Origin of the sequence: Xanthomonas sp., from assembly GCF_017163755.1 — a bacterium.
In the GTDB taxonomy this organism is placed as follows: Bacteria; Pseudomonadota; Gammaproteobacteria; order Xanthomonadales; family Xanthomonadaceae; genus Xanthomonas_A.
The window spans coordinates 66,781-89,157 of sequence record NZ_JAFIWC010000024.1 but is presented as its reverse complement, the minus strand read 5'-3'; the positions used below and the strand labels follow the sequence as shown (position 1 = coordinate 89,157).

The 22,377-nt window shown below is 70.5% G+C and carries 26 protein-coding genes and 2 tRNA genes; 11 read left to right on the top strand and 17 right to left on the bottom strand.

Features of this window, described 5'->3' with window-relative positions:
* Positions 1-14 precede the first annotated feature (14 nt).
* Positions 15-350, top strand: coding sequence for a CD225/dispanin family protein (locus JR065_RS16275; RefSeq protein WP_206235347.1), 336 nt, complete (start codon positions 15-17; stop codon positions 348-350).
* Between the two features lie 8 nt (positions 351-358).
* Positions 359-781 (top strand): DUF2752 domain-containing protein, encoded by a 423-nt coding sequence (locus JR065_RS16270; RefSeq protein WP_206235356.1) that lies wholly within the window; start codon positions 359-361, stop codon positions 779-781.
* On the opposite strand, the gene JR065_RS16265 is transcribed toward JR065_RS16270, so the two are convergent.
* The 5 genes from JR065_RS16265 to JR065_RS16245 all read right to left on the bottom strand — a co-directional run bounded on the left by JR065_RS16265 (position 774) and on the right by JR065_RS16245 (position 4,620).
* On the bottom strand, positions 774-1,667 hold the full coding sequence (locus JR065_RS16265) for a hypothetical protein (protein ID WP_206235346.1): 894 nt from the start codon (positions 1,665-1,667) through the stop codon (positions 774-776). The two genes, JR065_RS16270 and JR065_RS16265, sit on opposite strands and share 8 nt — an antisense overlap.
* Before the next feature lie 113 nt (positions 1,668-1,780).
* Positions 1,781-2,695: an NAD(+) diphosphatase gene (nudC, locus tag JR065_RS16260; protein ID WP_206235345.1), complete on the bottom strand. Its 915-nt coding sequence runs from the start codon at positions 2,693-2,695 to the stop codon at positions 1,781-1,783.
* Positions 2,696-3,009: 314 nt separating this feature from the next.
* Positions 3,010-3,396, bottom strand: coding sequence for an iron-sulfur cluster insertion protein ErpA (gene erpA, locus JR065_RS16255; protein ID WP_206235344.1), 387 nt, complete (start codon positions 3,394-3,396; stop codon positions 3,010-3,012).
* A 31-nt stretch (positions 3,397-3,427) separates the two neighbouring features.
* A complete protein-coding gene (locus JR065_RS16250) occupies positions 3,428-3,880 on the bottom strand; it encodes a bactofilin family protein (protein WP_206235343.1) in 453 nt (150 codons plus the stop codon).
* 8 nt (positions 3,881-3,888) lie between these two features.
* On the bottom strand, positions 3,889-4,620 hold the full coding sequence (locus JR065_RS16245) for a DUF6776 family protein (RefSeq protein WP_206235342.1): 732 nt from the start codon (positions 4,618-4,620) through the stop codon (positions 3,889-3,891).
* A 213-nt stretch (positions 4,621-4,833) separates the two neighbouring features.
* On the opposite strand from JR065_RS16245, the gene JR065_RS16240 reads away from it, so the two are divergent.
* The 3 genes from JR065_RS16240 to JR065_RS16230 are packed head-to-tail and all read left to right on the top strand — an operon-like array spanning position 4,834 to position 9,907.
* Positions 4,834-5,466: a DUF4126 domain-containing protein gene (locus JR065_RS16240; RefSeq protein WP_206235341.1), complete on the top strand. Its 633-nt coding sequence runs from the start codon at positions 4,834-4,836 to the stop codon at positions 5,464-5,466.
* Between the two features lie 38 nt (positions 5,467-5,504).
* Positions 5,505-7,415 carry an EAL domain-containing protein gene (locus JR065_RS16235; protein WP_206235340.1) on the top strand — a complete coding sequence of 637 codons (1,911 nt, stop codon included), beginning with the start codon at positions 5,505-5,507 and terminating at the stop codon, positions 7,413-7,415.
* Between the two features lie 2 nt (positions 7,416-7,417).
* Positions 7,418-9,907 carry an ATP-binding protein gene (locus tag JR065_RS16230; protein WP_429001878.1) on the top strand — a complete coding sequence of 830 codons (2,490 nt, stop codon included), beginning with the start codon at positions 7,418-7,420 and terminating at the stop codon, positions 9,905-9,907.
* 167 nt (positions 9,908-10,074) lie between these two features.
* On the opposite strand, the gene bfr is transcribed toward JR065_RS16230, so the two are convergent.
* The 3 genes from bfr to JR065_RS16215 form a co-directional block, all read right to left on the bottom strand.
* Positions 10,075-10,545: a bacterioferritin gene (bfr, locus tag JR065_RS16225; protein WP_206235339.1), complete on the bottom strand. Its 471-nt coding sequence runs from the start codon at positions 10,543-10,545 to the stop codon at positions 10,075-10,077.
* A gap of 104 nt (positions 10,546-10,649) precedes the next feature.
* A complete protein-coding gene (locus JR065_RS16220; RefSeq protein WP_206235338.1) occupies positions 10,650-10,856 on the bottom strand; it encodes a (2Fe-2S)-binding protein in 207 nt (68 codons plus the stop codon).
* A gap of 80 nt (positions 10,857-10,936) precedes the next feature.
* Positions 10,937-11,548, bottom strand: a complete 612-nt coding sequence (locus JR065_RS16215) for an RNA pyrophosphohydrolase (RefSeq protein ID WP_206235337.1) — start codon at positions 11,546-11,548, stop codon at positions 10,937-10,939.
* A 120-nt stretch (positions 11,549-11,668) separates the two neighbouring features.
* On the opposite strand from JR065_RS16215, the gene JR065_RS16210 reads away from it, so the two are divergent.
* A tRNA-Met gene (locus JR065_RS16210) sits at positions 11,669-11,745 on the top strand.
* 45 nt (positions 11,746-11,790) lie between these two features.
* Positions 11,791-11,865, top strand: a tRNA-Gln gene (locus JR065_RS16205).
* Positions 11,866-12,315: 450 nt separating this feature from the next.
* Here the strand turns inward: JR065_RS16205 and rpsI are convergent.
* Both rpsI and rplM read right to left on the bottom strand, forming a co-directional pair.
* Positions 12,316-12,708, bottom strand: coding sequence for a 30S ribosomal protein S9 (gene rpsI / locus JR065_RS16200; RefSeq protein ID WP_011035728.1), 393 nt, complete (start codon positions 12,706-12,708; stop codon positions 12,316-12,318).
* A 2-nt stretch (positions 12,709-12,710) separates the two neighbouring features.
* Entirely contained in the window at positions 12,711-13,139 is a 429-nt protein-coding gene (gene rplM / locus JR065_RS16195) for a 50S ribosomal protein L13 (RefSeq protein ID WP_206235336.1), read from the bottom strand.
* A gap of 216 nt (positions 13,140-13,355) precedes the next feature.
* Between rplM and coq7 the strand changes: the two genes are divergently transcribed.
* Positions 13,356-14,000 carry a 2-polyprenyl-3-methyl-6-methoxy-1,4-benzoquinone monooxygenase gene (gene coq7, locus JR065_RS16190; RefSeq protein WP_206235335.1) on the top strand — a complete coding sequence of 215 codons (645 nt, stop codon included), beginning with the start codon at positions 13,356-13,358 and terminating at the stop codon, positions 13,998-14,000.
* A 210-nt stretch (positions 14,001-14,210) separates the two neighbouring features.
* Positions 14,211-14,723, top strand: coding sequence for a hypothetical protein (locus tag JR065_RS16185; RefSeq protein WP_206235334.1), 513 nt, complete (start codon positions 14,211-14,213; stop codon positions 14,721-14,723).
* A 25-nt stretch (positions 14,724-14,748) separates the two neighbouring features.
* On the opposite strand, the gene sugE is transcribed toward JR065_RS16185, so the two are convergent.
* Together sugE and speD are read right to left on the bottom strand one after the other, a co-directional pair.
* Positions 14,749-15,066, bottom strand: a complete 318-nt coding sequence (gene sugE, locus JR065_RS16180) for a quaternary ammonium compound efflux SMR transporter SugE (RefSeq protein WP_206235333.1) — start codon at positions 15,064-15,066, stop codon at positions 14,749-14,751.
* A gap of 133 nt (positions 15,067-15,199) precedes the next feature.
* Positions 15,200-15,994, bottom strand: coding sequence for an adenosylmethionine decarboxylase (speD, locus tag JR065_RS16175; protein WP_206235332.1), 795 nt, complete (start codon positions 15,992-15,994; stop codon positions 15,200-15,202).
* 142 nt (positions 15,995-16,136) lie between these two features.
* On the opposite strand from speD, the gene crp reads away from it, so the two are divergent.
* Positions 16,137-16,826, top strand: a complete 690-nt coding sequence (crp, locus tag JR065_RS16170) for a cAMP-activated global transcriptional regulator CRP (RefSeq protein ID WP_206235331.1) — start codon at positions 16,137-16,139, stop codon at positions 16,824-16,826.
* A gap of 33 nt (positions 16,827-16,859) precedes the next feature.
* Complete coding sequence (locus tag JR065_RS16165; RefSeq protein WP_206235330.1) at positions 16,860-17,615, top strand: sulfite exporter TauE/SafE family protein; 756 nt, start codon at positions 16,860-16,862, stop codon at positions 17,613-17,615.
* 89 nt (positions 17,616-17,704) lie between these two features.
* Here the strand turns inward: JR065_RS16165 and JR065_RS16160 are convergent, their stop codons facing one another.
* From JR065_RS16160 to JR065_RS16140, 5 genes are all read right to left on the bottom strand, one after another.
* Complete coding sequence (locus JR065_RS16160; protein ID WP_206235329.1) at positions 17,705-18,424, bottom strand: haloacid dehalogenase-like hydrolase; 720 nt, start codon at positions 18,422-18,424, stop codon at positions 17,705-17,707.
* Positions 18,417-19,214, bottom strand: coding sequence for an indole-3-glycerol phosphate synthase TrpC (gene trpC, locus JR065_RS16155; RefSeq protein WP_206235328.1), 798 nt, complete (start codon positions 19,212-19,214; stop codon positions 18,417-18,419). Before trpC ends, JR065_RS16160 begins: the two co-directional genes overlap by 8 nt.
* Before the next feature lie 309 nt (positions 19,215-19,523).
* Positions 19,524-20,423: a hypothetical protein gene (locus JR065_RS16150; protein ID WP_206235327.1), complete on the bottom strand. Its 900-nt coding sequence runs from the start codon at positions 20,421-20,423 to the stop codon at positions 19,524-19,526.
* A gap of 269 nt (positions 20,424-20,692) precedes the next feature.
* Positions 20,693-21,733: an anthranilate phosphoribosyltransferase gene (gene trpD / locus JR065_RS16145; RefSeq protein WP_206235326.1), complete on the bottom strand. Its 1,041-nt coding sequence runs from the start codon at positions 21,731-21,733 to the stop codon at positions 20,693-20,695.
* Between the two features lie 327 nt (positions 21,734-22,060).
* Complete coding sequence (locus JR065_RS16140; RefSeq protein WP_206235325.1) at positions 22,061-22,360, bottom strand: hypothetical protein; 300 nt, start codon at positions 22,358-22,360, stop codon at positions 22,061-22,063.
* Positions 22,361-22,377: the final 17 nt, after the last annotated feature.

Below are 22,377 nucleotides of genomic sequence, written 5' to 3'. Positions count from 1 at the left end.
ACCACGCGAGGTGATTGGGGACGTGGCCGGCCACGCCGGTCCCGCCCGCGCCCGGCCACGTCCCCAATCACCTCGCGTGGTCGATCATCGCCACGGTGATCGGCTTCTGCCTGTGCTGCCCGTCGCTGATCACCGGCATCGTCGCGATCGTGTTCTCCAGCAAGGTCAACAGCCTGCTCAACCAAGGCGACCTGGAAGGCGCGCGGCGCGCGTCCAGCAACGCCAAGACCTGGTGCTGGGTGACCACCGCGCTGGCCATCGTCGGCCTGATCATCAACATCGTCCTGGTCGCCACCGGCGGCATGCAGGGCTACATGGACTACATGCAGCAGATGCAGCAGATGAGCTGAGCCGGATGATGCGGCGCTGGCAGCGCATCGGCGTCGGCGCGGCCGCCGCGGCGACGGCGGTCGCCGGCGTCGCGCTGCTGTACCGGTTCGATCCCAATGCGGCAGGCAATCCGTTCGCGCCGTGCCTGTTCCGCGCGTTCACCGGGTACTACTGTCCCGGCTGCGGCATGACCCGTGCGCTGCACGCGCTGGTGCACCTGGATCCGCTCGGCGCGTTGGCGATGAACCCGGGCGCGATGCTGGTCCTGGCGCTGGTGCCGGGACTGGTCGCCTGGAAGGCGGGGTGGCGCGCGGCGTGGTTCGCGCCCGTGGTCGGCGTGGTGTCGCGGCCGAACTTCTGGCTGCTGGCGTTGCCGGGGTACTGGATCGCGCGCAACCTGCCGTGGTTCCCGTTCACCCTGCTGGCGCCGGGCGGCGCCGGGCTCAGCTGACCCAGCCGGCGATCACCAGCAGCGCCAGCAGCACCAGCCACAGCAGCAGCACGCGCCACACCTGGCTCATCGCATCGCGCAACTCGGGCAGCTGGCGCAACACCGGCGCCAGGCCGACATCGCTGTAGTCGTGCGCCTCCTCGTCCAGTTCGCCGCGCACGCTGGCGCAGGCCACCGGGCCGAGGAAGCCGGTATCCAGCGCCCAGCGGTTGCCGCGCGCGGCGCGCCAGGCGCCGAACACGGTCTCGAAGTTGCCCACCAGCGCCAGCGAGAACGTCATCAGCTGCGCCACCGGCCATTCCAGCGCGGTCAGCGCCACCCGTGCGCCGGCGGCGGTGCGCGGCGGCAGCCGCGACGCGTACGGTCCCACCGCGGCCAGCGCCAGCAGGCGATAGCCCAGCGCGCCGAACGGGCCAAGCAGCAGGAACCAGAACAGCACTGCGAACCAGCGCCGCAGCGCGCCGAGCGCCACCGCTTCGACCAGCCCGGCCGGATCCTCGCGCTGCACGCCGCTGTCGGCCTGCAGCCAGGCCACCGCGGCGCGGCGCGCCAGCGGATCGTCGGCCTCGATCACCGCCTCGACATCGCTGTCCAGGTCGCGCGGGCCCCAGCTGAAGGCCAGCACCAGCACGCCGAACAGCAGCGCCAGCAGCCCCAGGTGCGGCGCCTGCACCAGCCACTGCAGCAGGCCCACCAGCAGCAGCGGCGGCAGCAACGCCAGCGCGATGCCGTAGCGTCCGCGCCAGGCGCTGGCCTCGCCGGTGTGCGCGTCCAGCCAGCTCAGCCAGTCGGCGTAGGCCTCGAAACGCCGCAGCGACGCCACCATGCCGGGCGCGACATGGCCAAGCACCAGCGCAACGATCACCGCGACCAGGGTTGTGAACATGCAGGTCCTCCAGGACCGATTCTAGGCGAGCGCGCTCCAGGCGAGCGCGCCGCCATCATGCCCGTCATCGGCACCGCGCGGGCGCTGCCGTGGGCGGCGGGCGCGGCGCGGCTTCAGGCGCCGGCGTGGCGATACCAGTGCGCGACCAGCGCATGGGCGATGGAGATCTTCGGCGGCAGGCGCAGGCCGTGGCCGTCGTCGTCCACCTCGCGCTGCAGGGCCGCGCCGATCTCCTCGCGCTCGAACCAGCGCGCGTCCTCCAGCTCGCCGTCCACCTGCGGCAGGTCCGGCTCGGCCAGCGCGCTGAAGCCGAGCATCAGCGCGCCGGGGAACGGCCACGGCTGCGCGCCCCGGTAGCGGCAGCTGTCCGGGCGCACGCGCACCCGGGTTTCCTCGAACACCTCGCGCACCACGGTCTGTTCCAGCGCCTCGCCCGGCTCGACGAAGCCGGCCACCACCGAATAGCGCCGCGCCGGCCAGCTGGCCTGGCGGCCGAGCAGCAGGCGCCGCCCATCGCTGACCGCGACGATCACCGCCGGGTCCACGCGCGGGTAGTGCTCGGTGCCGCATTGCGCGCAGTGGCCGATGAAGCCGGCGCGGCGGAAACCGATCGCGCCGCCGCACACGCCGCAGAAGCGGGTGCGCGCCTGCCAGTAGGTCATGCCGCGCGCGTAGGCGAACAGGCTGGCCTCGGCCGCCGGCCATTCGGCCGCGGCGCGGCGCAGGTCGATGCGCTGCGGCGGCGCGGCGGCGGCGACCGTGGCCGCGTCCAGCGAGAACCAGGCGACCCCGTCGCGCAGGCCCAGGAAGATCGCCGTGCCCGGCCCGCCGCCCAGTTCGGCGCCGGTCAGCGGCAGCAGGCGCCCGTCGGCATCGGCGTAGGCGTTGCCGTCGGCATCCAGCAGCAGAAGGCGCGCGCCGTCCCACGCGCGCACCAACGCGTCGGCGTCGTTGCGCAGCGCGTCGGCGCGGTCGATCGGCGCGCCGGCGAAGGCGAATCCGGAGAATTCGGCAATGGGTTCGGGCATCGGGCAAAGCCTGACCGCAAACGCGGCGGCCCGCAAGCCGCCGACGGGCTAGGGCCTGTTAACGCTATCGGGATAGGCCACGTTGTCATGTCCGGCGTCCAGGTGGTCGTGCGTGGCGCCGCGGCAGGCTGGCCGCCTGTCCAAGCCGCGCGCGGCCGCCTGGGCGCCGCCGGACATGGCAACCCGAAGGGCCGCGCTTGGGCGCGCACGGTGCAGCGTCATCGCTCGGTCGCTTATCGGCATAAGCTCCCTCCCTCTTCCTTGCCCCGCACGCCCAAGCACGGCGTGGCCCACCCCGATGGCGTTAACAGGCCCTAGACGCTGAAGCTGCTGCCGCAGCCGCAGGTGGTCTTGGCGTTGGGATTGCGGATCACGAACTGGGCGCCGTGCAGGCCCTCGCTGTAGTCCACTTCCGCGCCCATCAGGTACTGCAGGCTCAGCGGGTCCACCAGCAGGGTGACGTCGTCGGTGCGCACCGACAGGTCGTCCTCTGCGCGGTTCTCATCGAACTCGAAGCCGTACTGGAAGCCGGAACAGCCGCCGCCCTGGATGTACACGCGCAGCGCGAGCTCGGCGTTGCCTTCCTCGCGGATCAACTCGCGCACCTTGGCCGCGGCGGCCTGGGTGAAGTTCAGCGGCCGCTCCAGCGACTGGTAGTCGGGCGTGGGCGCGGCGCTGGGCAGGGAAACGAGAGTGCTCATGGCAGCAGGATGGGGGCGGCCCCGGCCCGAATCAAGCGTCCGCCGCGGCCAGCGCGCGCTGCGCCGGCTCGGCCTGCGGGTCCTCGCGCGCCGGCTCCGGCGGCGCCAGGGCCGCCATGCTGCCGGTATGGATCAGGCGCCCGGTCAGCTGCGCGCCGGCGTTCATCTCCACCACCTGGTAGTGCACGTTGCCCTGCACCCGCGCCTTGGGCGCCAGTTCCACCCGCTCGCCCGCATGCACGTCGCCGATCAGCTGGCCGTTGATCACCACGATCGGCGCGCGCACCTCGCCTTCGATGCTGCCGTGCTCGGACAGGGTCAGCGTCGCCGCCGCGCCGTCCTCGGCCACCACTTTGCCGAGAATGCGGCCCTCCACGTACAGCCCGCCGCTGAACACCAGGTCGCCCCGGATCACCACCTGCGCGCCGATCAAGGTATCGACCACGGTCTGGCCGCTGCCGCGGCCGCTCTTGTTTCCGAACATAAGTGTGCCTACTCCCCTTTGCCGTTGCCGGCGAGTGTCCAATCGAACGTCTGGTTGACCGACGCCCCACCGCCGGACAGCGAGACTCTCACACGTTGCGGGGTGAAATCCTTGGGCAGGATCACGCTGCCGTCCAACTGCTGGAAATAACGGAACGAATACTCCTGCCCCGGCACCCCGCTCTTCTGGTGCAGTTCGTCCCAGGCCACCGTGGTCAGCTTGCCGCCGCGCACGCCTTCCACCGCCAGGCGCATCTGCCCCTGGCTGATCGCGCCGCGGTTGAGGTTCTGGGTCAGCACCACGTTGTAGTGCCATGTGCCGCCGGCCTCGGGGGCGAACTCGGCCGAATGCACGGTCAGGCCCTTGCGCTGGCTGGTGGCGCCGACCAGGCGTTCGTAGAAGGCCACGTCGGCGCGCAGGCCGGCGATCTCCTCGTCGCGCTCGGCCAGCGAGCTCTGCACCTCGTTGTTGGCCGCGCGGCTGATCTGGTCCGAGCGCGCCAGCGTGGCCTGGCGCTGGTTCAGCGCCTCGATCTGGCGCTGCTGCGCCTGCAGCCGGCGCTCGGCCTCGCGCAGCTGCTCGCTGACCGTGCCCAGCTGCGGCGCGGCCTGGCGGCTGGCGACGGCCCACACCGCGCCCAGCGACAGCAGCCAGCCGACGAGCAGGCAGGCCCAGAACACGCGGCTGCGGCGCGGTGGCGCGTTCTGGACGATCTGGAAACGGGGGGCGGGTCGGTTCATCGTCGCGGCCGCGCTGCGCGGGGCAGCGGCGGCATCGCTCCTCGCAGGGGGACAGGCCGGCCCGCTAGTGTAAGCCAGGGCGCCAGCGGCCGCGGCGCGGCGCAGGCGCGCGTCGGCCGGCGTTCAAGCAGCGAACGCAGACGGACGGATGGCCTTCGCCGCGGGCTTGCCCGATAGTGGCCGATACGCGCGCCCACGCGCGGGAGACCCGCCATGACCGACGCCCATCTGTTCGCAATCGGCATCCTGCTGGCCTGGCTGGCGGGCATCCGCGTCTATCTGACCGTGTTCGGGGTCGGCCTGGCCGGCCTGTTCGGCTGGCTGGACCTGCCGCCGGCGCTGCAGGCCACCGCGTCGTGGTGGGTGCTCGGCACCTCCGGCGCGCTGGCGCTGGCCGAGTTCTTCGCCGACAAGATCCCCGGCGTGGACTCGGGCTGGGACCTGCTGCAGACCCTGACCCGGATTCCGGCCGGCGCCTTCCTGGCCGCGGCCACGCTGTCGCCGGACGGCCAGCTGGGCGCTGGCGCGCTCGCCACCGGCGCCGGCGTCGCGCTGACCAGCCATGTGCTCAAGGCCGGCTCGCGTGCGCTGCTGAACACCTCGCCGGAACCGGCGAGCAACTGGATCGCCTCGCTGGCCGAGGATTCGGTGGTGGTCGCCAGCCTGGCGCTGGCGCTGGCGCATCCGTGGCTGGCGCTGGCCATGGTGGTCGGCGCCAGCGTGATCGGCGCGCTGCTGGTGTGGTGGGTGTGGCGCACGCTGTGGCGCGGGGTCAAGCGCCTGTTCGCGCCGGTGCCGCGCCCGGCCGGCGACCGCCTGAACCGAGAAGGCTCCCAGCCTTCGTGAACTTCATCGCATAATTGCGCGTGCAACCGGGAAACGCGATGGCCTCCAGAGACACCGCACCGCCTTCAAGCCGCGACGAGCCGCGTTCGCGCGGCATCCGTGCCGAAACCCCGCCGCCGCACTACTGGCGGCGCTGGGCGGCCGATGCCGCGGCGCCGTCCGATCCGCCCGCCGACCACGCGCAGGCTCCGGCCGAGCAACCGGATGCCGGCGCCGCGGTCGCGGCTGCCGTCCCGCCGCCCGCTGACGGCGCTGCGGCCATGCCGCAGGACCAGGCCCCCGCCGCGCCGCCGCGCCCGCCCACCGATTCGCCGTACCGCATCCTGATCGTCGAGGACGACCGCTCGCAGGCGCTGTTCGCGCAGAGCGTGCTGCACGGCGCCGGCATGCAGGCGCAGGTCGAGATGCAGGCCGAGGGCGTGCAACAGGCGATCGCCGACTACCGCCCGGACCTGATCCTGATGGACCTGCACATGCCCGGGCTGGACGGCATGCGCCTGACCACGCTGATCCGCCAGCAGCCGCAGCACCAGTTGCTGCCGATCGTGTTCCTGACCGGCGATCCGGATCCGGAGCTGCAGTTCGAGGTGCTCGACAGCGGCGCCGACGATTTCCTGACCAAGCCGATCCGGCCGCGGCACCTGATCGCCGCGGTGTCCAACCGCATCCGCCGCGCGCGCCAGCAGGCGCAGCAGTCGGTCAGCGACAGCGCGCCGCTGAACAACCCCGAAACCGGGCTGCCCTCCCGCGCGCACGTGTTGCACCTGCTCGGCGACGGCTTGCGCAGGCGCGAGCCGGGCGGCCTGTTCTTCATCGAGATCGCCAGCGCGCTGGGCCTGCGCGAACGCTACGGCTACGCCGCGTTCGAACGGCTGATGACCCAGGCCGGACGCCGCCTGGCCAGCGTCACCGCGCCGCAGCCGCTGGCCCGGCTCAACGACAACAGCTTCCTGCTGCTGGCCCACGAGACCGACAACGCCGCGCTGCAGCTGCGCGCGCAGGCGCTGCGCCAGTCGCTGGCCAACCATGCCTTCCCGGTGCGCGAGGACGAGGCCGTGCACCTGCGTTGCGCGATCGGCTTCGCCGAACTGCCGCAGGAGTTCGAGGACGCCGGCAGCGCGCTGGAGGCGGTCGAGCGCACCGCGCTGCAGGCGCGCCTGCGTCCGGAAGGCGTGGCCGCGTACGCGCCGCCGCGCGAAGAGGAGGACCTGGGCCGCATCGCGATGTTCGAAGGCCAGCTGGAGCCGGCCTACCAGCCGATCGTCGCCGTCGCCGGCGGCGACACCGCGCAGTACCAGGTGCTGCTGCGCCTGCGCCAGCGCGACGGCTCGCTGCTGTCGGCCGGGCAGGTGCTGCCGGCCGCCGAGGCCGGCGGACGCATCGCCGACCTGGACCAGCAGGTGCTCGACCACGCGCTCGGCCTGCTGCACCTGTACCAGCACGCGGTGCCGCCGCTGCGGCTGTTCGTGTCGCAGTCGCCGCGCACGCTGGCGCGCGGCGCCTTCGCCGACTGGCTGGTCGATGCGATCGGCCGCCGCGGCATCGCCGGCACCTCGCTGGTGATCGACCTGCGCCTGGCCGACGCGCTGATCCACACCGTGACCCTGCAGCAGTTCTGCGAGCGGCTGATGCCGCTGGGCGTGCAGTTCTGCCTGAGCCAGTTCGAACCCGGCGCCGAAGCCGAGGCGCTGCTCGGGCAGCTGCCGCTGGGCTACCTGCGCCTGGCCGCGCGCTTCGCCAATGCGCACAGCAACCTGGCCCTGCGCGACGAACTGCGCAGCGTCATCGACCTTGCGCACCGCAACGGCCTGCTGATCATCGGCCAGCAGATCGAGGAAGCGCAGGCCGCCGCGGCGATGTGGATGGGCGGCGTCGACTTCATCCAGGGCAACCTGGTGCAATCGGTCGGCGAAGAACTGAACTTCGACTTCCAGAACGCGGTGCTGTAGCGGTGCGCGGGCGACGGCGCCAGCGGCTGTCGCCGGCATGGCTGGCCGCGTCGGCCGCGGCGCTGACCGTGGCCGGCGCCGCGCTGGCCTCGCCGTGGCTGCCGCTGCCGCCATCGTCGTGGGCGATCGCGGCCGGCTGCCTGCTCGCCGCCGCCACGCTCGCGCTGGGCGCGGCATGGCAGGCGCGGCGCCTTGGCGCGGCGCTGGACGCGGCCAGCGCGCGCGCCGCGCTCGCCGAATCCGAGCGCGATGCGCTGCAACGCGACGTGCATCTTCGCGACCGGCTGGAGCAGGAACTGCTGCAGGCCAAGCAGGCCGCCGAAGCCGCGTCGATGGCCAAGGGCGAGTTCCTGGCCACGATGAGCCACGAGATCCGCACCCCGCTCAACGGCATCATCCCGATGCTGGAGCTGATCGCGCGCGGCCAGCTGGGCACCGAGCAGCGCGAGATGCTGCGCGCGGCCAACGACTCCTCGCTGCAGCTGCTGCGCATCGTCGACGACGTCCTCGACTACTCCAAGCTCGAGGCCAACCGGCTGGAGCTGGAGATCACCAGCTTCAACCTGCGCGAACTGCTCGACGGCGTGCTGCAGCTGATGCAGCGCTCGGCCGAGGCCAAGGGCCTGCGCATGGACCTGCAGCTGGATCCGGCGGTGCGCCTGCCGGTGCGCGGCGACCCGGTGCGGCTGCGGCAGGTGCTGAGCAACCTGCTCGGCAACGCGATCAAGTTCACCGCGCGCGGCAGCGTCGCGCTGCAGGTGCGCCGCCTCGGCGAAACCCCGGCGCAGCACCTGCTGCGCTTCGAGGTGCGCGACACCGGCATCGGCATCCCGTCCGAGCAGCAGGAGCGGCTGTTCCACTCCTTCACCCAGGCCGACGCCTCGACCACCCGGCTGTATGGCGGCACCGGGCTGGGGCTGGCGATCTGCAAGCGCATCGTCGACCTGATGGGCGGCCGCATCGGCGTGCAGTCCAGCCCCGACCGCGGCGCCACGTTCTGGTTCGAGATCCCGCTGCTGAAGGTGATCGGCGACCTGCCGCAGGCGCAGGGCGGGCTGCCGCGGCTGCGCGTGCTCCTGGTCGGTGCCGACGTGCGCCTGTACCAGCGGATGAAGCTGCTGCTGCCCAGCTGGGGCGTGCAGCTGGGCAAGGTCGATTCCACCCAGGAAGCGCTGGAGCGGCTGCGCGTGAGCTTCGGCACGGCACCGGCGTACGACGTGGTGCTCGGCGACCTGGACGGCCTGCGCCAGAGCGCGCGCGCGCTGCAGCGCGGCGTAGCGCGCGTCCCTGCGCAGCAGGGCGTGCGCCTGATCTGGCTGTACGGCGAGGCCGAGATTCCCGAGGAGATCCGCGCGCACGGCGTGCTGCTGTCGCGCCAGGCGCCGGACATCGACCTGCGCGGCATGCTCGCGCAGCTGCCGGCCGCCGCTCCGGCCGCGACGCCGACCAACGACGACCCGCCAGCGCCTGTCGAGGCGGCCGACGGCGACATCGTGCCTGCGGCGGCGCCGGTCCAGGCAGAAACGGCACCGGCCACGCCCGCCGCGGCCGAATCCGAATCCGAATCCGAGCATGCCGGCCCCGCCTCGCCGAGCGGCGACTACCGCCTGCTGCTGGTCGAGGACAACCCGGTCAACCTGCTGGTCGCGCAGAAGATGCTGGCGGTGCTCGGCTACCGCGCCGACAGCGTCGCCGACGGCGCCGCCGCGCTGGCGCAGATGACGCGCCAGGCATACGACCTGGTGCTGATGGACTGCCAGATGCCGGTGCTGGACGGCTACGCCGCCACCCGCCAGTGGCGCGCGGCGGAGGCCGAACGCCACGCCGCGCGGCTGCCGATCGTGGCGATGACCGCCAATGCGATGGCCGGCGACCGCCAGCGCTGCCTGGACGCCGGCATGGACGACTACCTGTCCAAGCCGGTGAGCCGCGAGCGCCTGCACGCCTGCCTGCAACGCTGGCTGCCGCGGCATGCGGCCGCGGCCGGCGCGATGCCGGCGGCGGCCGGCGGCACCGCGCTCGCCGAGGCGCCTTCGCCGGGCGCCGAAGCGGCGCCTGCGCGTGCGCACGCCGTGATCGAGCCCAGCTTCGAATCGGCGCAGCATCCCACCCCGTTGCCGGTGCTGGACGTCGCCGTGCTCGACGAACTGCGCGAGATCGCCGGCGCCGACACCACCGCGCAGATCATCGAGCTGTTCCTCGGCGATGCGCCGCAGTTGATCCAGCAACTGGAACAGGCCGCCTCGGTGCCGCAGCTGGCGCCGCTGAGCGAGGCCGCGCACACCTTGAAGTCGGCGGCGGCGAACGTCGGCGCGCTGGCGCTGTCGGCGGCGGCGCTGCGCATCGAAGCCGGCGTACGCGCGCACAACCTGGAACGGCCGGCGGTCGCCGTGGCGCTGGTGATCGCCGAGTTCGCACGCGCGCGGCTGGCGCTGAACGGCTACCGCAACACCTTGCGCGCCGCCGATACCGCAACCAGCGGCGCCCACTGAGACGTTGCGCCGGACGCCGCCGGAGCGCGAGTGCCGAGCGCGCGCGCAAGGTTGCCGCAGGGAGCTTTTGGTCCGCGGCATCGACCGGCGCGGCAGCCTAGCCTCCGTGCACGCCCCCGAAGTACTACCCCGCGATGGCGCGCGACACGCGCCGTCGCGAACGCGCGTCAGTCGTCCAGCTTGGTCAGCAGGTAGTTCGGCTCGCCGATGCGCGAGATCAGGTCCAGCTGGGTTTCCAGCCAGTCGATGTGCTCCTCTTCCGACTCCAGGATGTCGGCGAGCAGCTGGCGGCTGACGTAGTCCTGGATCGACTCGGCGTAGGCGATGCCTTCGCGCAGCGTCGTCGTGCCGTCCTGCTCGAGCGCCAGGTCGCACTCGAGGATTTCCTTCGGATTCTCGCCGATGCGCAGCTTGCCCAGCGCCTGGAAGTTCGGCAGCCCCTCGAGGAACAGGATGCGGTCCGCCAGCTTGTCGGCGTGCTTCATCTCGTCGATCGATTCCTTGTATTCGTGTTCGGCCAGTTCCTTCAGGCCCCAGTTCTTCAGCATCTTGGCGTGCAGGAAGTACTGGTTGATCGCGGTCAGCTCGTTGTAGAGCACCTTGTTGAGGAACTCGATGACCTTGGCGTCGCCCTTCATGCCCGTCGCTCCGGAATCTGCAAAGCGCAGACTCTAGCGAATCGGCGGACGCGGTGAAGGAACGCGAATCGTGATCATCCCGATGCCGCCAGGCGGCGGCGCGCTCAGGCGGCCTGGGCCAGGCCCAGCACCGGCAATGGCAGGTCGCGCAGCAGGGCGCGCTCGAGCAGGTCCCCAGCCATGTCCAGGCAGGAGCCGCAGGTCGCGCCGCAACCGGTGCGCATGGTCAGCTCGGACACGGTGCGGCAGCCGGCTTCGGCGGCTTCGCGGATCTGGCGATCGGTGACCCCATTGCAGATGCAGACGTACACGATGGCGATGACGGGCGGCCGGCGCGGACTGCGCCGGCACTCATTCAACCGAAAGTGAGAATGGTTGTCAATTCCGCCCGTTAATCGTTATTAATACGGGCGACCCAGGGACCGCTGCGCTTGCGCGGACGCTTGCGCGGGCGATCGTGGCCAGCGGCGCTGCCCGGCATCCACGCCTCCTGCGCCAGCGTGGGCATCGCGCGGATGCCGGCGCCGGCGATGGTCTGCGCCAGCGGCGCCAGGTGCCGCAGCGCGCGCGCATAGACCCCGCGCTTGAACAGCACCACGTGCTCCACCGGGTACCAGAAATCCACCCAGCGCCAATGGTCGAACTCCGGCGTCTCGGTGAGCTCCAGGTTCACGTGGCTCTCGTCGCAGGTCATCTGCAGCAGGAACCAGACCTGCTTCTGGCCGATGCACACCTGGCGTTCGTTGCGGCGGATCGCACGGCTGGGCAGCCGATAGCGCAGCCAGCCCGGCGTGGCTCCGAGCACTTGGACGTGCTCGGGCAACAACCCGGTTTCCTCACGCAACTCGCGGTACATGGCCTCCACCGGGGTCTCGTCGGTATTCATGCCGCCTTGCGGGAACTGCCAGCCGTCCCGGCGCACGCGTCGTGCCCAGAACACCTGACCGTCCGGCCGCATCAGCACGATGCCTACGTTCGGTCGATAGCCGTCCGGATCGATCACGATGCGGACTCCTGAAAAATCTACTGGCTCCGACTCTGCCACGGCTGCGCCCGCCCCACAAGCGCGGCAAAAATGGATTGACAGAGGCCACTTTTGCTATAAGAATTGGCGGTTCACCAAGGCTATGTAGCTCAGCCGGTTAGAGCACAGCACTCATAATGCTGGGGTCGGTGGTTCGAGTCCACCCATAGCCACCATTGGTGTTGCCGCCTCAGGCGTGCGATAATTGCAGTCTGCGACATTGCCCCGTCGCCAAGCGGTAAGGCACCTGACTCTGACTCAGGCATTCGGTGGTTCGAATCCATCCGGGGCAGCCAAACAAAAAGCCAAAGGCCGATCGAAAGATCGGCCTTTGGCTTTTTGTTTGGCGGGTTCGCGTAGGCGCTGCGCGCCTACGCCCCGCACCTTGCGAGGCAAGGTGCGGGCCCCAGCCTTCCCTCTCCACATCCCCGCGCCTATCGGCGCGCCCCCTTGGACTCCAAGGGGGCTTTCCACCAGACGCCTGGTGCACGTTGGACGCAAAGACTCAGACCCGCAGAGGCCGGGAGAGCACGCGCTCGGCTGCCGATACTGCTGAATAAAAGCACGACCTTGACGCAGCGATCGAACGCGCACGCTCCAAGCCATCGCCAGCGCTGGCTCCGCCATGAGGACGTGCCAGCCATCCAGACGCGAACCCAAACCCTAAAACGACAAAAGCCCGGCCGAAGCCGGGCTTTTGCGTATCCCAGCAGGGACCCCGAAGGATCCCTGCCAAGCGCGGTGGATCAGCGCTTGGAGAACTGGGTCGCGCGGCGGGCCTTGTGCAGGCCGACCTTCTTGCGCTCGACTTCGCGGGCGTCGCGGGTCATGAAGCCGGCCTTGCGCAGCTCGGACTTCAGGGTTTCGTCGTACTCGACCAGCGCACGGGCGATGCCCAGACGGATCGCACCGGCCTGGCCGGTGGTGCCGCCGCCGGAGGCGGTGACCAGGATGTCGAAGCTCTCGGTGTTCTTGGTCAGCTCCAGCGGCTGGCGCACGATCATGCGCGCGGTCTCACGGCCGAAGAACTCGTCCAGCGGACGGTTGTTGACGGTGATGTTGCCGGTGCCCTTGCGCAGGAACACGCGGGCGGTGGAGGACTTGCGGCGGCCGGTGCCGTAGTTTTGCGTGATAGCCATGATTAGATATCCAGAACTTGCGGCTGCTGGGCGGAGTGCGGATGCTCGGAGCCCTTGTAGACCTTGAGCTTGCGGTACATGGCGCGACCCAGCGGACCCTTCGGCAGCATGCCCTTGACCGCGGTCTCGATGACGCGCTCCGGGTGACGCTCCAGCGCCTGCGCCAGGGTCTCCGTCTTCAGGTTGCCGATGTAGCCGGTGAAGCGGTGGTACTTCTTGTCGTTGAGCTTGTTGCCGGTGACCGTGATCTTCTCGGCGTTGATCACCACCAGATAATCGCCGGTATCGACGTGCGGGGTGTAGACCGGCTTGTGCTTGCCGCGCAGGCGGCGGGCCAGTTCGGTGGAAAGCCGGCCCAGCGTTTTGCCGGCGGCGTCGACGAGATACCAGTCGCGCTGGACGGTCTCGGACTTAGCGGTGAAAGTGCTCATTATAAAACTCGGTTGGTCGGGCGGATTACGGCGGCGGACGCTGCCGGAACTTTGCCACGCGTTGTGAATTGCGAAAACGCAAGAGGCGGGATTGTACGCGGCGCCCTTCCGGCTTGCAAGCCCGCCCGCGCCGTCGCCTGCAGCGCCGCGCCGCCCTTGGCAGGGCGCCGGGCCGGGGCGAAAATCGAGCTCCCCACCGCCTCCTAGGCCTGCCCCATGACGGCGCCCCGCCTGCATACCCCGCTCGACCGCGTCCTGGTCGAGGCCCAGCGCGCGCTGGAGACCGTGTTCGGCGACCCGCCGGCGCAGCGCCCCTATCCGGCCCAGGCCACGCCGGACGTGGTGATGGCCGCGCCCGAGCGCCGCCACGCCGCCGGGCTGATGCGCATCAACCACGTCGGCGAGGTCTGCGCGCAGGGCCTGTACTTCGGCCAGGCCGCGGTCGCGCGCGACCCGGCCACGCGCGCGCACCTGCTCGAGGCCGCGCAGGAGGAGACCGACCACCTGGCCTGGTGCGCCGAACGGCTGCGCGAGCTGGACAGCCGCCCGAGCCTGTTCAACCCGCTGTGGTACGCCGGCAGCTATGCGATCGGCACCCTGGCCGGCCTGCGCGGCGACGGCTGGAACCTGGGCTTCGTGGTTGAGACCGAACGCCAGGTCGAGGCCCATCTGGAAGAACACCTGCATACGCTGCCGCCGGCCGACCTGCGCAGCCGCGACGTGCTCAAGGTGATGAAGGCCGACGAAGCGCGCCACGCCGAACATGCCGAACATGCCGGCGCGCGGCGCCTGCCGCCGCCGATCCCCACGGTCATGGCCGCCGCCTCGCGCCTGATGAAGGCGGTGGCCTACCGGCTCTGAGCGGCGGCGGGCCCCGCGGCCGCGCGCGAGGGTGGCCCGGCCGCGCTGGTCATGCGCGCCGGCTTGGGCTAAAATGAACCGAAGATGACTGAAACACGTCAACGCCACGCAAGCACCAGGAAACGATTGGCCGTGTGATCCGGCGCCGTTGGACCGGGGCTGGATACGACCGCGCAGCGACTTCCGACCGCGCCCGCCACCACGACAGACATGACCGCATACGTTTCTACCGCTACGCCACGGCCGCTGACCCGCCGGCTCTCGCGCCTGCTGTTCGCCAGCCTGTTCGTGCTCGGCGCCGGCCTCTTGCTGCATCACATGCTCGGCCACTACCGGCACGCCAACGCGATCCTGCGCGACCATTCGGTGGCGACGGTGCCGGTGATCGCCGACGGCGCGGTCGGCAGCCATGCCAAGCCGCAGCGCTACCGCTTCCACTACGTGTTCGAGGCCAAGGGCCGGCTGCACCGCGGTGCGTTCACCACCAATGCCACCGAGGCGGCGCCGCTGCTGCTCGACGGCGCGACGGTGGAGATCGCCTACGCCAACGCCGACCCGGCGCGCTTCGGCCGGCTCGAGCAGCTGCAGCACGACGGCGACCTCAGCGGCGTGTTCACCCGCACCGCGATCGCGCTGCCGATCGCCGCGCTGCTCGCGGTGGCCGCGCACCAGCTGCTGATCGGCCGCGTACTGCGCGGCCGGCGCCGCGCCGTGGCCGCCTGAGCGGCGCCGCGCGTCGCTCCATCGCTCAGGCCGGGGCCAGCTTCAGCCCGATCACGCCGAGCACGATCAGGCCGGCGCAGGCCAGCCGTGCCGGCGAGGCGCTGTCGCCGAACAGGACGATGCCCAGCAGCATGGTTCCCAGCGCGCCGATCCCGGTCCAGATCGCATAGGCGGTGCCCAGCGGTATCGCCCGCATCGCCTGGGTCAGCAGCCACAGGCTCACGGCCGCCGCCGCCGCGGTCGCCAGGCTCGGCCACAGCCGGGTGAAGCCGTCGCTGTACTTCAGGCCGACGGCGAAACCGATCTCGAACAGACCGGCGAGCAGCAGGTAGATCCAGGACATGGCGAGCTCCGTAGACAAAAAAGGAATTTCGTAGACAAAAAAAACGACCCGATGCGTGAGCATCGGGCCGCCGTCGGCTGTGTTCTGCGGCATGCCGCAGGGCGGGACGTCCCGCCGGACCGTGGTGCAGGCGCTATTCGGCCAGGTTGCGGCCGTGGAACAGCTCCTCGATCTCGCGCTTGAGCAGCGCCTCGATGCGCATGCGCTCCTTGAACGAGAGGTTCTTGGCCTTCTCCTCGAACAGGTACTGGTCCAGGTCGAAGTCCTTCAGGTGCATCTTGGTGTGGAAGATGTTCTCCTGGTAGACGTTGACGTCGAACATCTCGTAACGCGCCTTGATGTTCTTGGCCAGGAAGTTCTGGATCGAGTTGATCTTGTGGTCGATGTAGTGCTTCTTGCCCTTCACGTCGCGGGTGAAGCCGCGCACGCGGTAGTCCATGATCACGATGTCCGATTCCAGGCGCTCGATCAGGTAGTTGAGCGCCTTCAGCGGCGAGATCACCCCGCAGGTGGCTACGTCGATGTCCGCGCGGAACGTGGCGATGCCGTGCTGCGGATGGGTTTCAGGGTAGGTATGGACGGTGATGTGGCTCTTGTCCATGTGCGCGACCACCGCGTCGGAGATGATCTCCTTGCCCGCCAGCTTCTTGTCGATCACCGGCTCTTCGGAGATCAGGATCGTCACCGAGGCGCCTTGCGGATCGTAGTCCTGACGGGCAATGTTCAGGATGTTGGCGCCGATGATGTCGGCCACATCGGTCAGGATCTGGGTCAGGCGATCGGCATCGTACTGTTCGTCGATGTACTCGATGTAGCGCTGGCGCTCCTCTTCCGAGATCGCATAGCAGACGTCGTAGATGTTGAAACTCAACGCCTTGGTGAGGTTGTTGAAACCTTGCAGCCTCAGACGAGGCAACGGCTTGACCACGGCGGTGGATCCTCTGGATGGACATGGGAGAAGAAATGCAATTATGGGCTAAACGCGCCGGCAGCGAAATGCACGGGTCCCCTCTCGTTTGCCGCAGAGAACGCGTCCCGTTAAGCTTCGGCAATTCCGTAGTGAAGCCGCTATGAGCCCTGGGACTACCTCCGCCGTGTCACCCGTGCGCATCGCTCCAAGTCCGTTGACGTTGGATACCGCCACCATCGACCGCTTCCTGGCGCACAGCCACCGGCGTCGATACCCGGCGCGGACCGACGTGTTCCGGCCCGGCGACCCTGCCGGCACCCTGTACTACGTGGTCAGCGGCTCGGTCAGCATCATCGCCGAGGAAGATGACGATCGCGAACTGGTGCTGGGCTATTTCGGCAGCGGCGAGTTCGTCGGCGAGATGGGCCTGTTCATCGAGTCGGACCAGCGCGAGGTGATCCTGCGCACCCGCACCCCGTGCGAACTGGCCGAGATCAGCTACGAGCGCCTGCACCAGCTGTTCCTGGGCTCGCTGTCGGCCGATGCGCCGCGGGTGCTGTTCGCGATCGGCGTGCAGCTGTCCAAGCGCCTGCTCGACACCTCGCGCAAGGCCAGCCGCCTGGCCTTCCTCGACGTCACCGACCGCATCGTGCGCACGCTGCACGACCTGGCCCAGGAGCCGGAGGCGATGAGCCATCCGCAGGGCATGCAGTTGCGCGTGTCGCGCCAGGAGCTGGCGCGGCTGGTCGGCTGCTCGCGCGAGATGGCCGGCCGCGTGCTGAAGAAGCTGCAGGTCGACGGCATCCTGCATGCGCGCGGCAAGACCGTGGTGCTGTACGGCGCGCGCTGACCGCGCGCCGGCAGCCGTCCCACGGGACGGCCGATGGCTCTGAGCGAAACGTTCTACTGGTTCATCCTGGTCGGCCTGGGCGCGCAGTTGGTCGACGGCGCGCTGGGGATGGCGTTCGGCCTGGTGTCCTCGTCGGTGCTGCTGAGCATGGGCCTGCCGCCGGCCGCGGTCAGCGCCAGCGTGCACACCGCCGAGGTGTTCACCACCGGCGCGTCGGGCCTGTCGCACCTGGCCATGGGCAACGTCGACAGGCGCCTGTTCCTGCGCCTGGCGCTGCCTGGCGTGGCCGGCGGGGCGATCGGCGCCTACGTGCTGACCCAGTTGCCCGGCGAGGTGATCCGCCCGTTCGTCTACCTGTACCTGCTCGCCCTGGCGGTGCTGATCCTGCTGCGCGCCTTCGGCCGCGCGCTGCCGCGCGGCGAAGTGCGGCGCGTACCGCTGCTGGGCTTCGTCGCCGGCCTGCTCGACGCCAGCGGCGGCGGCGGCTGGGGTCCGGTGGCCACCTCCACGCTGCTCGCACGCGGCGGACTGGCCCGCACCACCATCGGCACGGTCAGCGCCGCCGAGTTCCTGGTGACGCTGTCGATCTCGCTGACCTTCCTGCTGACGATGGGCCTCCAGCACCTGGAGATCGTGCTCGGCCTGCTGGTCGGCGGTATGGTCGCCGCGCCGATCGCCGCGCTGCTGGTCAAGCGCGTGCGCGAGCGCTGGGTGCTGGTCGCGGTGGGGGTGCTGGTGCTGTGCATCAGCCTGCAGCAGATCGGCACCGCGCTGTTCCACTGGCTGTAGCTTCGGGCGGCGCGAGCGCGAGTTGGCGGGGCCGCTGCGTCGCCCGCCGCGAAGATGCCGCGGCGCGGCGCTATCTCTCCCGGGCCGGCTCAGCGCGTCGGCTCGCCAGCGCGGTCGCGGCAGCCCCAGTTGAGGATCGGCGTGCCCGGCGGCAGCACGCGCCGGAACAGCGCCACCGTGGAGGCTTTCGGATTGACCACCACCGGCGCGCGCGCGGCCTGCAGCAGCGGCAGGTCGGCGGTGCTGTCGGAATAGGCGATGGCGATCTGGCCGTAGCCGAGCTCGCGCAGCATGCGCATCTTTTCCTGGTTGTGGCAGTGGCGGGTGGCGGTGACCGCGCCCAGCCGCGGGCCGATCAGGCTGCCGACCACCGGCACGTCCTGGTGGGCGACGAAGCCCAGGATCGCGCGCGCCAGCTCCGGTGGCGCGCCGGTGGCGACGACCACGCGGTCGCCGGCGGCGCGGTGCCGGGCGAAGACTTCCAGCGCCTGCGGCAACAGCCGCTGGCGGATCTGCGCCTCGTGGCGCAGCACGTACTGGTCGATGATGCGGTTGAACTCGCGCGCGCGGTGCAGGCCGAAGCTGGCGATCCACACGTAGCCGGAGATGCCCTTGCGCCGGGTCGGCAACATCGCCACCAGCGGCCCGAGCAGCGGCGTGGCCAGCAGCGCCACGGCCAGCCGCAGCGGATTGCGCCGGATCAGCCAGGCGAACAGGTGGCTGCCCGAATCGCCGTCGTAGAGCGTGTGATCGAAGTCGAATACCACCAGCGGCGCGTCGGCGCGCGGTGCGGGATAGGTCTCAGTCATTGCCGAAGAATAGCTGGCGCAGGGCCTCGCCGGGCTCTTCGGCGCGCATGAAGGTCTCGCCGACCAGGAACGCGTTCACGCCCGCCTGGCGCATCGTCGCCACGTCGTCCGGGCCGAGGATGCCGCTCTCGGTGACCAGCAGGCGGTCGCGCGGCACCGCCTCGCGCATCGCCAGGGTGGTCTGCAGCGACACCTCGAAGGTGCGCAGGTTGCGGTTGTTGATGCCGATCAGCGGCACCGGCACCTGGATCGCGCGCTCCAGTTCGTCGATGTCGTGCACCTCGACCAGCACGTCCATGTCCAGCTGCAGCGCCAGCGACGACAGCTCGGCCAGCTGCAGGTCGTCCAGCGCGGCGACGATCAGCAGGATGCAGTCGGCGCCGAGCACGCGCGCCTCGTACACCTGGTACGGGTCGATGGTGAAGTCCTTGCGCAGCACCGGCAGCGTGCATGCCTCGCGCGCCTGCTGCAGGTAGCTATCGTGGCCCTGGAAGAAATCCACGTCGGTCAGCACCGACAGGCAGGACGCGCCGCCGAACTCGTAGCTGACCGCGATGTCGGCCGGGTGGAAGTCGGGACGGATCACGCCCTTGGACGGGCTGGCCTTCTTGACCTCGGCGATCACCGCCGGATCGCCATCGGCGATCGCCGCCTGCAGCGCGCGGGCGAAACCGCGCACCGGCGGCGCACCGTCGATCCGCGCGACCAGCTCGGCCAGCGGCACCCGCGCGCTGCGCTCGGCGATCTCTTCGGCCTTGCGGGCGAGGATGGTGTGGAGGATGTCGCTCATTCGCTCGGGGTTCTGGGGGACGCGGCATTATCGGCCAAGTTGGGGCTGAACAGCCCGGGACCTGGGATTTTTCGGGACTCGGGACTCGGGACTCGGGACTCGGCAACAGCGTAGCGCCGGCGCCATCGGCGAGCGCGATGCCCACGGCGGCGGTGCGACCGCAAGCGCAACGCGGGCCGGTTCGACGACACGACCGTTGCGGCGGCATCCATCTTCATCCGCTACGTCGCTCTCCACCGTGCGACGTGCGCGCGGCGAGCCGCACGTTGCGACCAGTGCCGCTCGGCCCGACGGGACGAAGCTCCGGATTCAGTCCTTGGCCTGGTCTGCGTCGAACGCTTCCTGATCCGACAATTCGTAGTACAGCACCTCGGACCAGTTCGTCAGTCCCAGCGGCCGTTCGGTGGCGCCGGTTCGCGTGCTGTCGCAGTCGTCGTCGAAGCGCAGGCCATGGAAGACATCGAGCGGCGGCGCGCCCTCTTCGACGGCCAGGCGCCGCAGCAGGTTGGCGGCCTCGTGGAGATCGGCCGGCAAAGCGTCGAAGGCGGCGCCGACCTCGCGGCACCTACCGATCTCCTGCTCGACGCAGTGGCGCAGATCTTCTTCGCCGATCGCCGACATCATGTCGAGTTCGACGGTCTCCAGCAGCAGGAACGCGTCGCGGTTCGCCTCCAGGAAGGCGACGGTCTCGTCCAACCAACCTAGCAAGTGCTCGACCGTCGCAGGCACCGGGACCGGCGTTTCGACCGGTGCGGGCGGCGGCGAGAACAGCTGCCTGAGGCGTCCCATCAATGACACCGGGGGCGCGACCGTCGGCGCTGGAGTCGGCGGCAGCGCAGGCGCGGCCGCGATCACCTTGACGATCTCGGCGAAGCGCTTGACCCGCTCCAGGCCCGGGGCGAACGGGCTGCTGATCGCATGCAGCCGCGCAGGCTGGTCGGCGTCTTCCTCATCGTCCGCCTCTTCTTCCTCGTCCTCGCCTCCAGCCTCGTCTTCACTCTCATCCCCGCCCTTGACCTCGTCCTCTTCCTCGTCATCCAGACCCTCCGCCACCAGCGACGCGCACAACTGGGGATCGGCCGATATCAGCAGCCGGTACACGAACGGCACGTCGTAGGCCCATTCGGAGAGGCTGGAAATCGTTTCGGGCCGATCGCCATACGAGGCCGGCCGGTTGCTGAGGCTGTAGAGATAGGAGCGGTTGGCCATGCAAACCCTTTGTCGTCGTACGCCGCCGACGCGGCGCAGCGGGCAGCTTACGCGCCGGCCGACGGACCGGCCATCTCGGATGGGGGGCTGGAGGTATTCCGCACGCCGCAACGGACGCATTCGCCTGGCTGCACAACGCGCACGTCGCGCACGCCCAACGCGGGCTGCCGGCGCCCTGGACGGACAACGGGCGACATCGTCACCGCCGCCGCGATACCGGTGCCGGTGCGCTCCGGCGGGCAGGGGCAGGCGCTTCGGGTCCCGCACCCTCAGTCGCGAACGTCGGCCAAGCGCCGCGTACACGCCACATACGCATCCAGCTTGGCGCGCGCGCGGCCGTCGGCGATCGCCGCGCGCGCCAGGACGATGCCGGCGCCGATGTCGGCGGCCACGCCGGCCACGTACAGCGCCGCGCCGGCGTTGAAGGCGACGATGTCCTGCGCGGGGCCGGGCACGTTGTCGAGCACGCCGAGCAGCATGACCGTGGACTCGGCCGCGTCGGCGACCTTGAGGTTGCGGCTGGCGGACATTGCGATGCCGAAATCCTCCGGGTGCACCTCGTACTCGCGCACCTGCCCGTCGCGCAGTTCGCCGACCAGGGTGCCCGCGCCCAGCGACAGCTCGTCCATGCCGTCGCGGCCCCACACCACCAGCGCGCGCTCGGCGCCCAGTTCCTGCAGCACGCGCGCCTGGATGCCGACCAGGTCCGGATGGAACACCCCCATCAGGATGTTCGGCGAACCGGCCGGGTTGGTCAGCGGGCCTAGGATGTTGAAGATGGTGCGCACGCCCATCTCGCGGCGCACCGGCGCCACCACCTTCATCGCCGGATGGTGCACCGGCGCGTACATGAAGCCGATGCCGGTGGCGGCGATCGCCTGCGCCACCTGCTCGGGCTGCAGCTCGATCACCGCGCCCAGCGCCTCCAGCGCGTCGGCGCTGCCGGACTTGGACGACACGCTGCGGTTGCCGTGCTTGGCGACCTTGGCGCCGGCCGCGGCGGCGACGAACATCGCGCAGGTGGAGATGTTGAAGGTGTGCGAACCGTCGCCGCCGGTGCCGACGATGTCGACCATGTGCGTGCGGTCGGCGACCTGTACCGTGCGCGAGAACTCGCGCATCACCGTCGCCGCGCCGGCGATCTCGCCGACGGTCTCCTTCTTCACCCGCAGGCCGGTCAGGATCGCCGCGGTCATCATCGGCGACACCTCCCCGCGCATGATCTGCCGCATCAGCCCGACCATCTCGTCGTGGAAGATCTCGCGGTGCTCGATGGTGCGTTGCAGGGCTTGTTGCGGGGTGATGGGCATGGGTTAGACCGTGGCGGTGCGGAGGGATCCTGGCGATTATCGCCTGGCCGTGGGCGCTGGCACCGCATGGGCCGGCGGCGGACGGCACCTACACGCAGCGGTGCGGTCGGGAAATCCCTTCAGCGCCCAGGCCCGGCGCGCGCTGCGGCTCGAAGATGGAGGGCTCCAGGGTCGGGTTGCCGGCGGGCTTGCAGATGCCCTCGCCCGGCTCGCGATGTGCGTCAGGCGCCCATCGCAACGAGCGGTAGCCGCGTTCGGGCGCGGCGTCCCGCACCAACAAGTCGTGCTCGTCATGAACGGCAGATCGGGATCGCCGTTCTTGACAGATCAGCCCGCCGTCGACGGTGGCCGCGCCTCCGGCAGCGAACACCGAGCAGCCCGGCCGGAACCCGGCGCCGGCGCCATCACCGCGACCCGGTGGCCGTCCCACGGCAGCCCGGCGCCAGCGGCGACGTCGCGCGGGGTCCGCAGCACCTGCAGATCGCGCTTGGCCAGCGCGCGCGCGAAGAGGGCGGCGACCCGGCGTGGCTCGTGCCGCGGCGCGCCGGCGCGCCGCTCGGCGATCGCGCGCTCGAAGCGCGCGGCTACCGGTTCGCGCAATGCGCGACCGCGCTGCACGCCGCGCACGTAAGCGTCGACGGCTA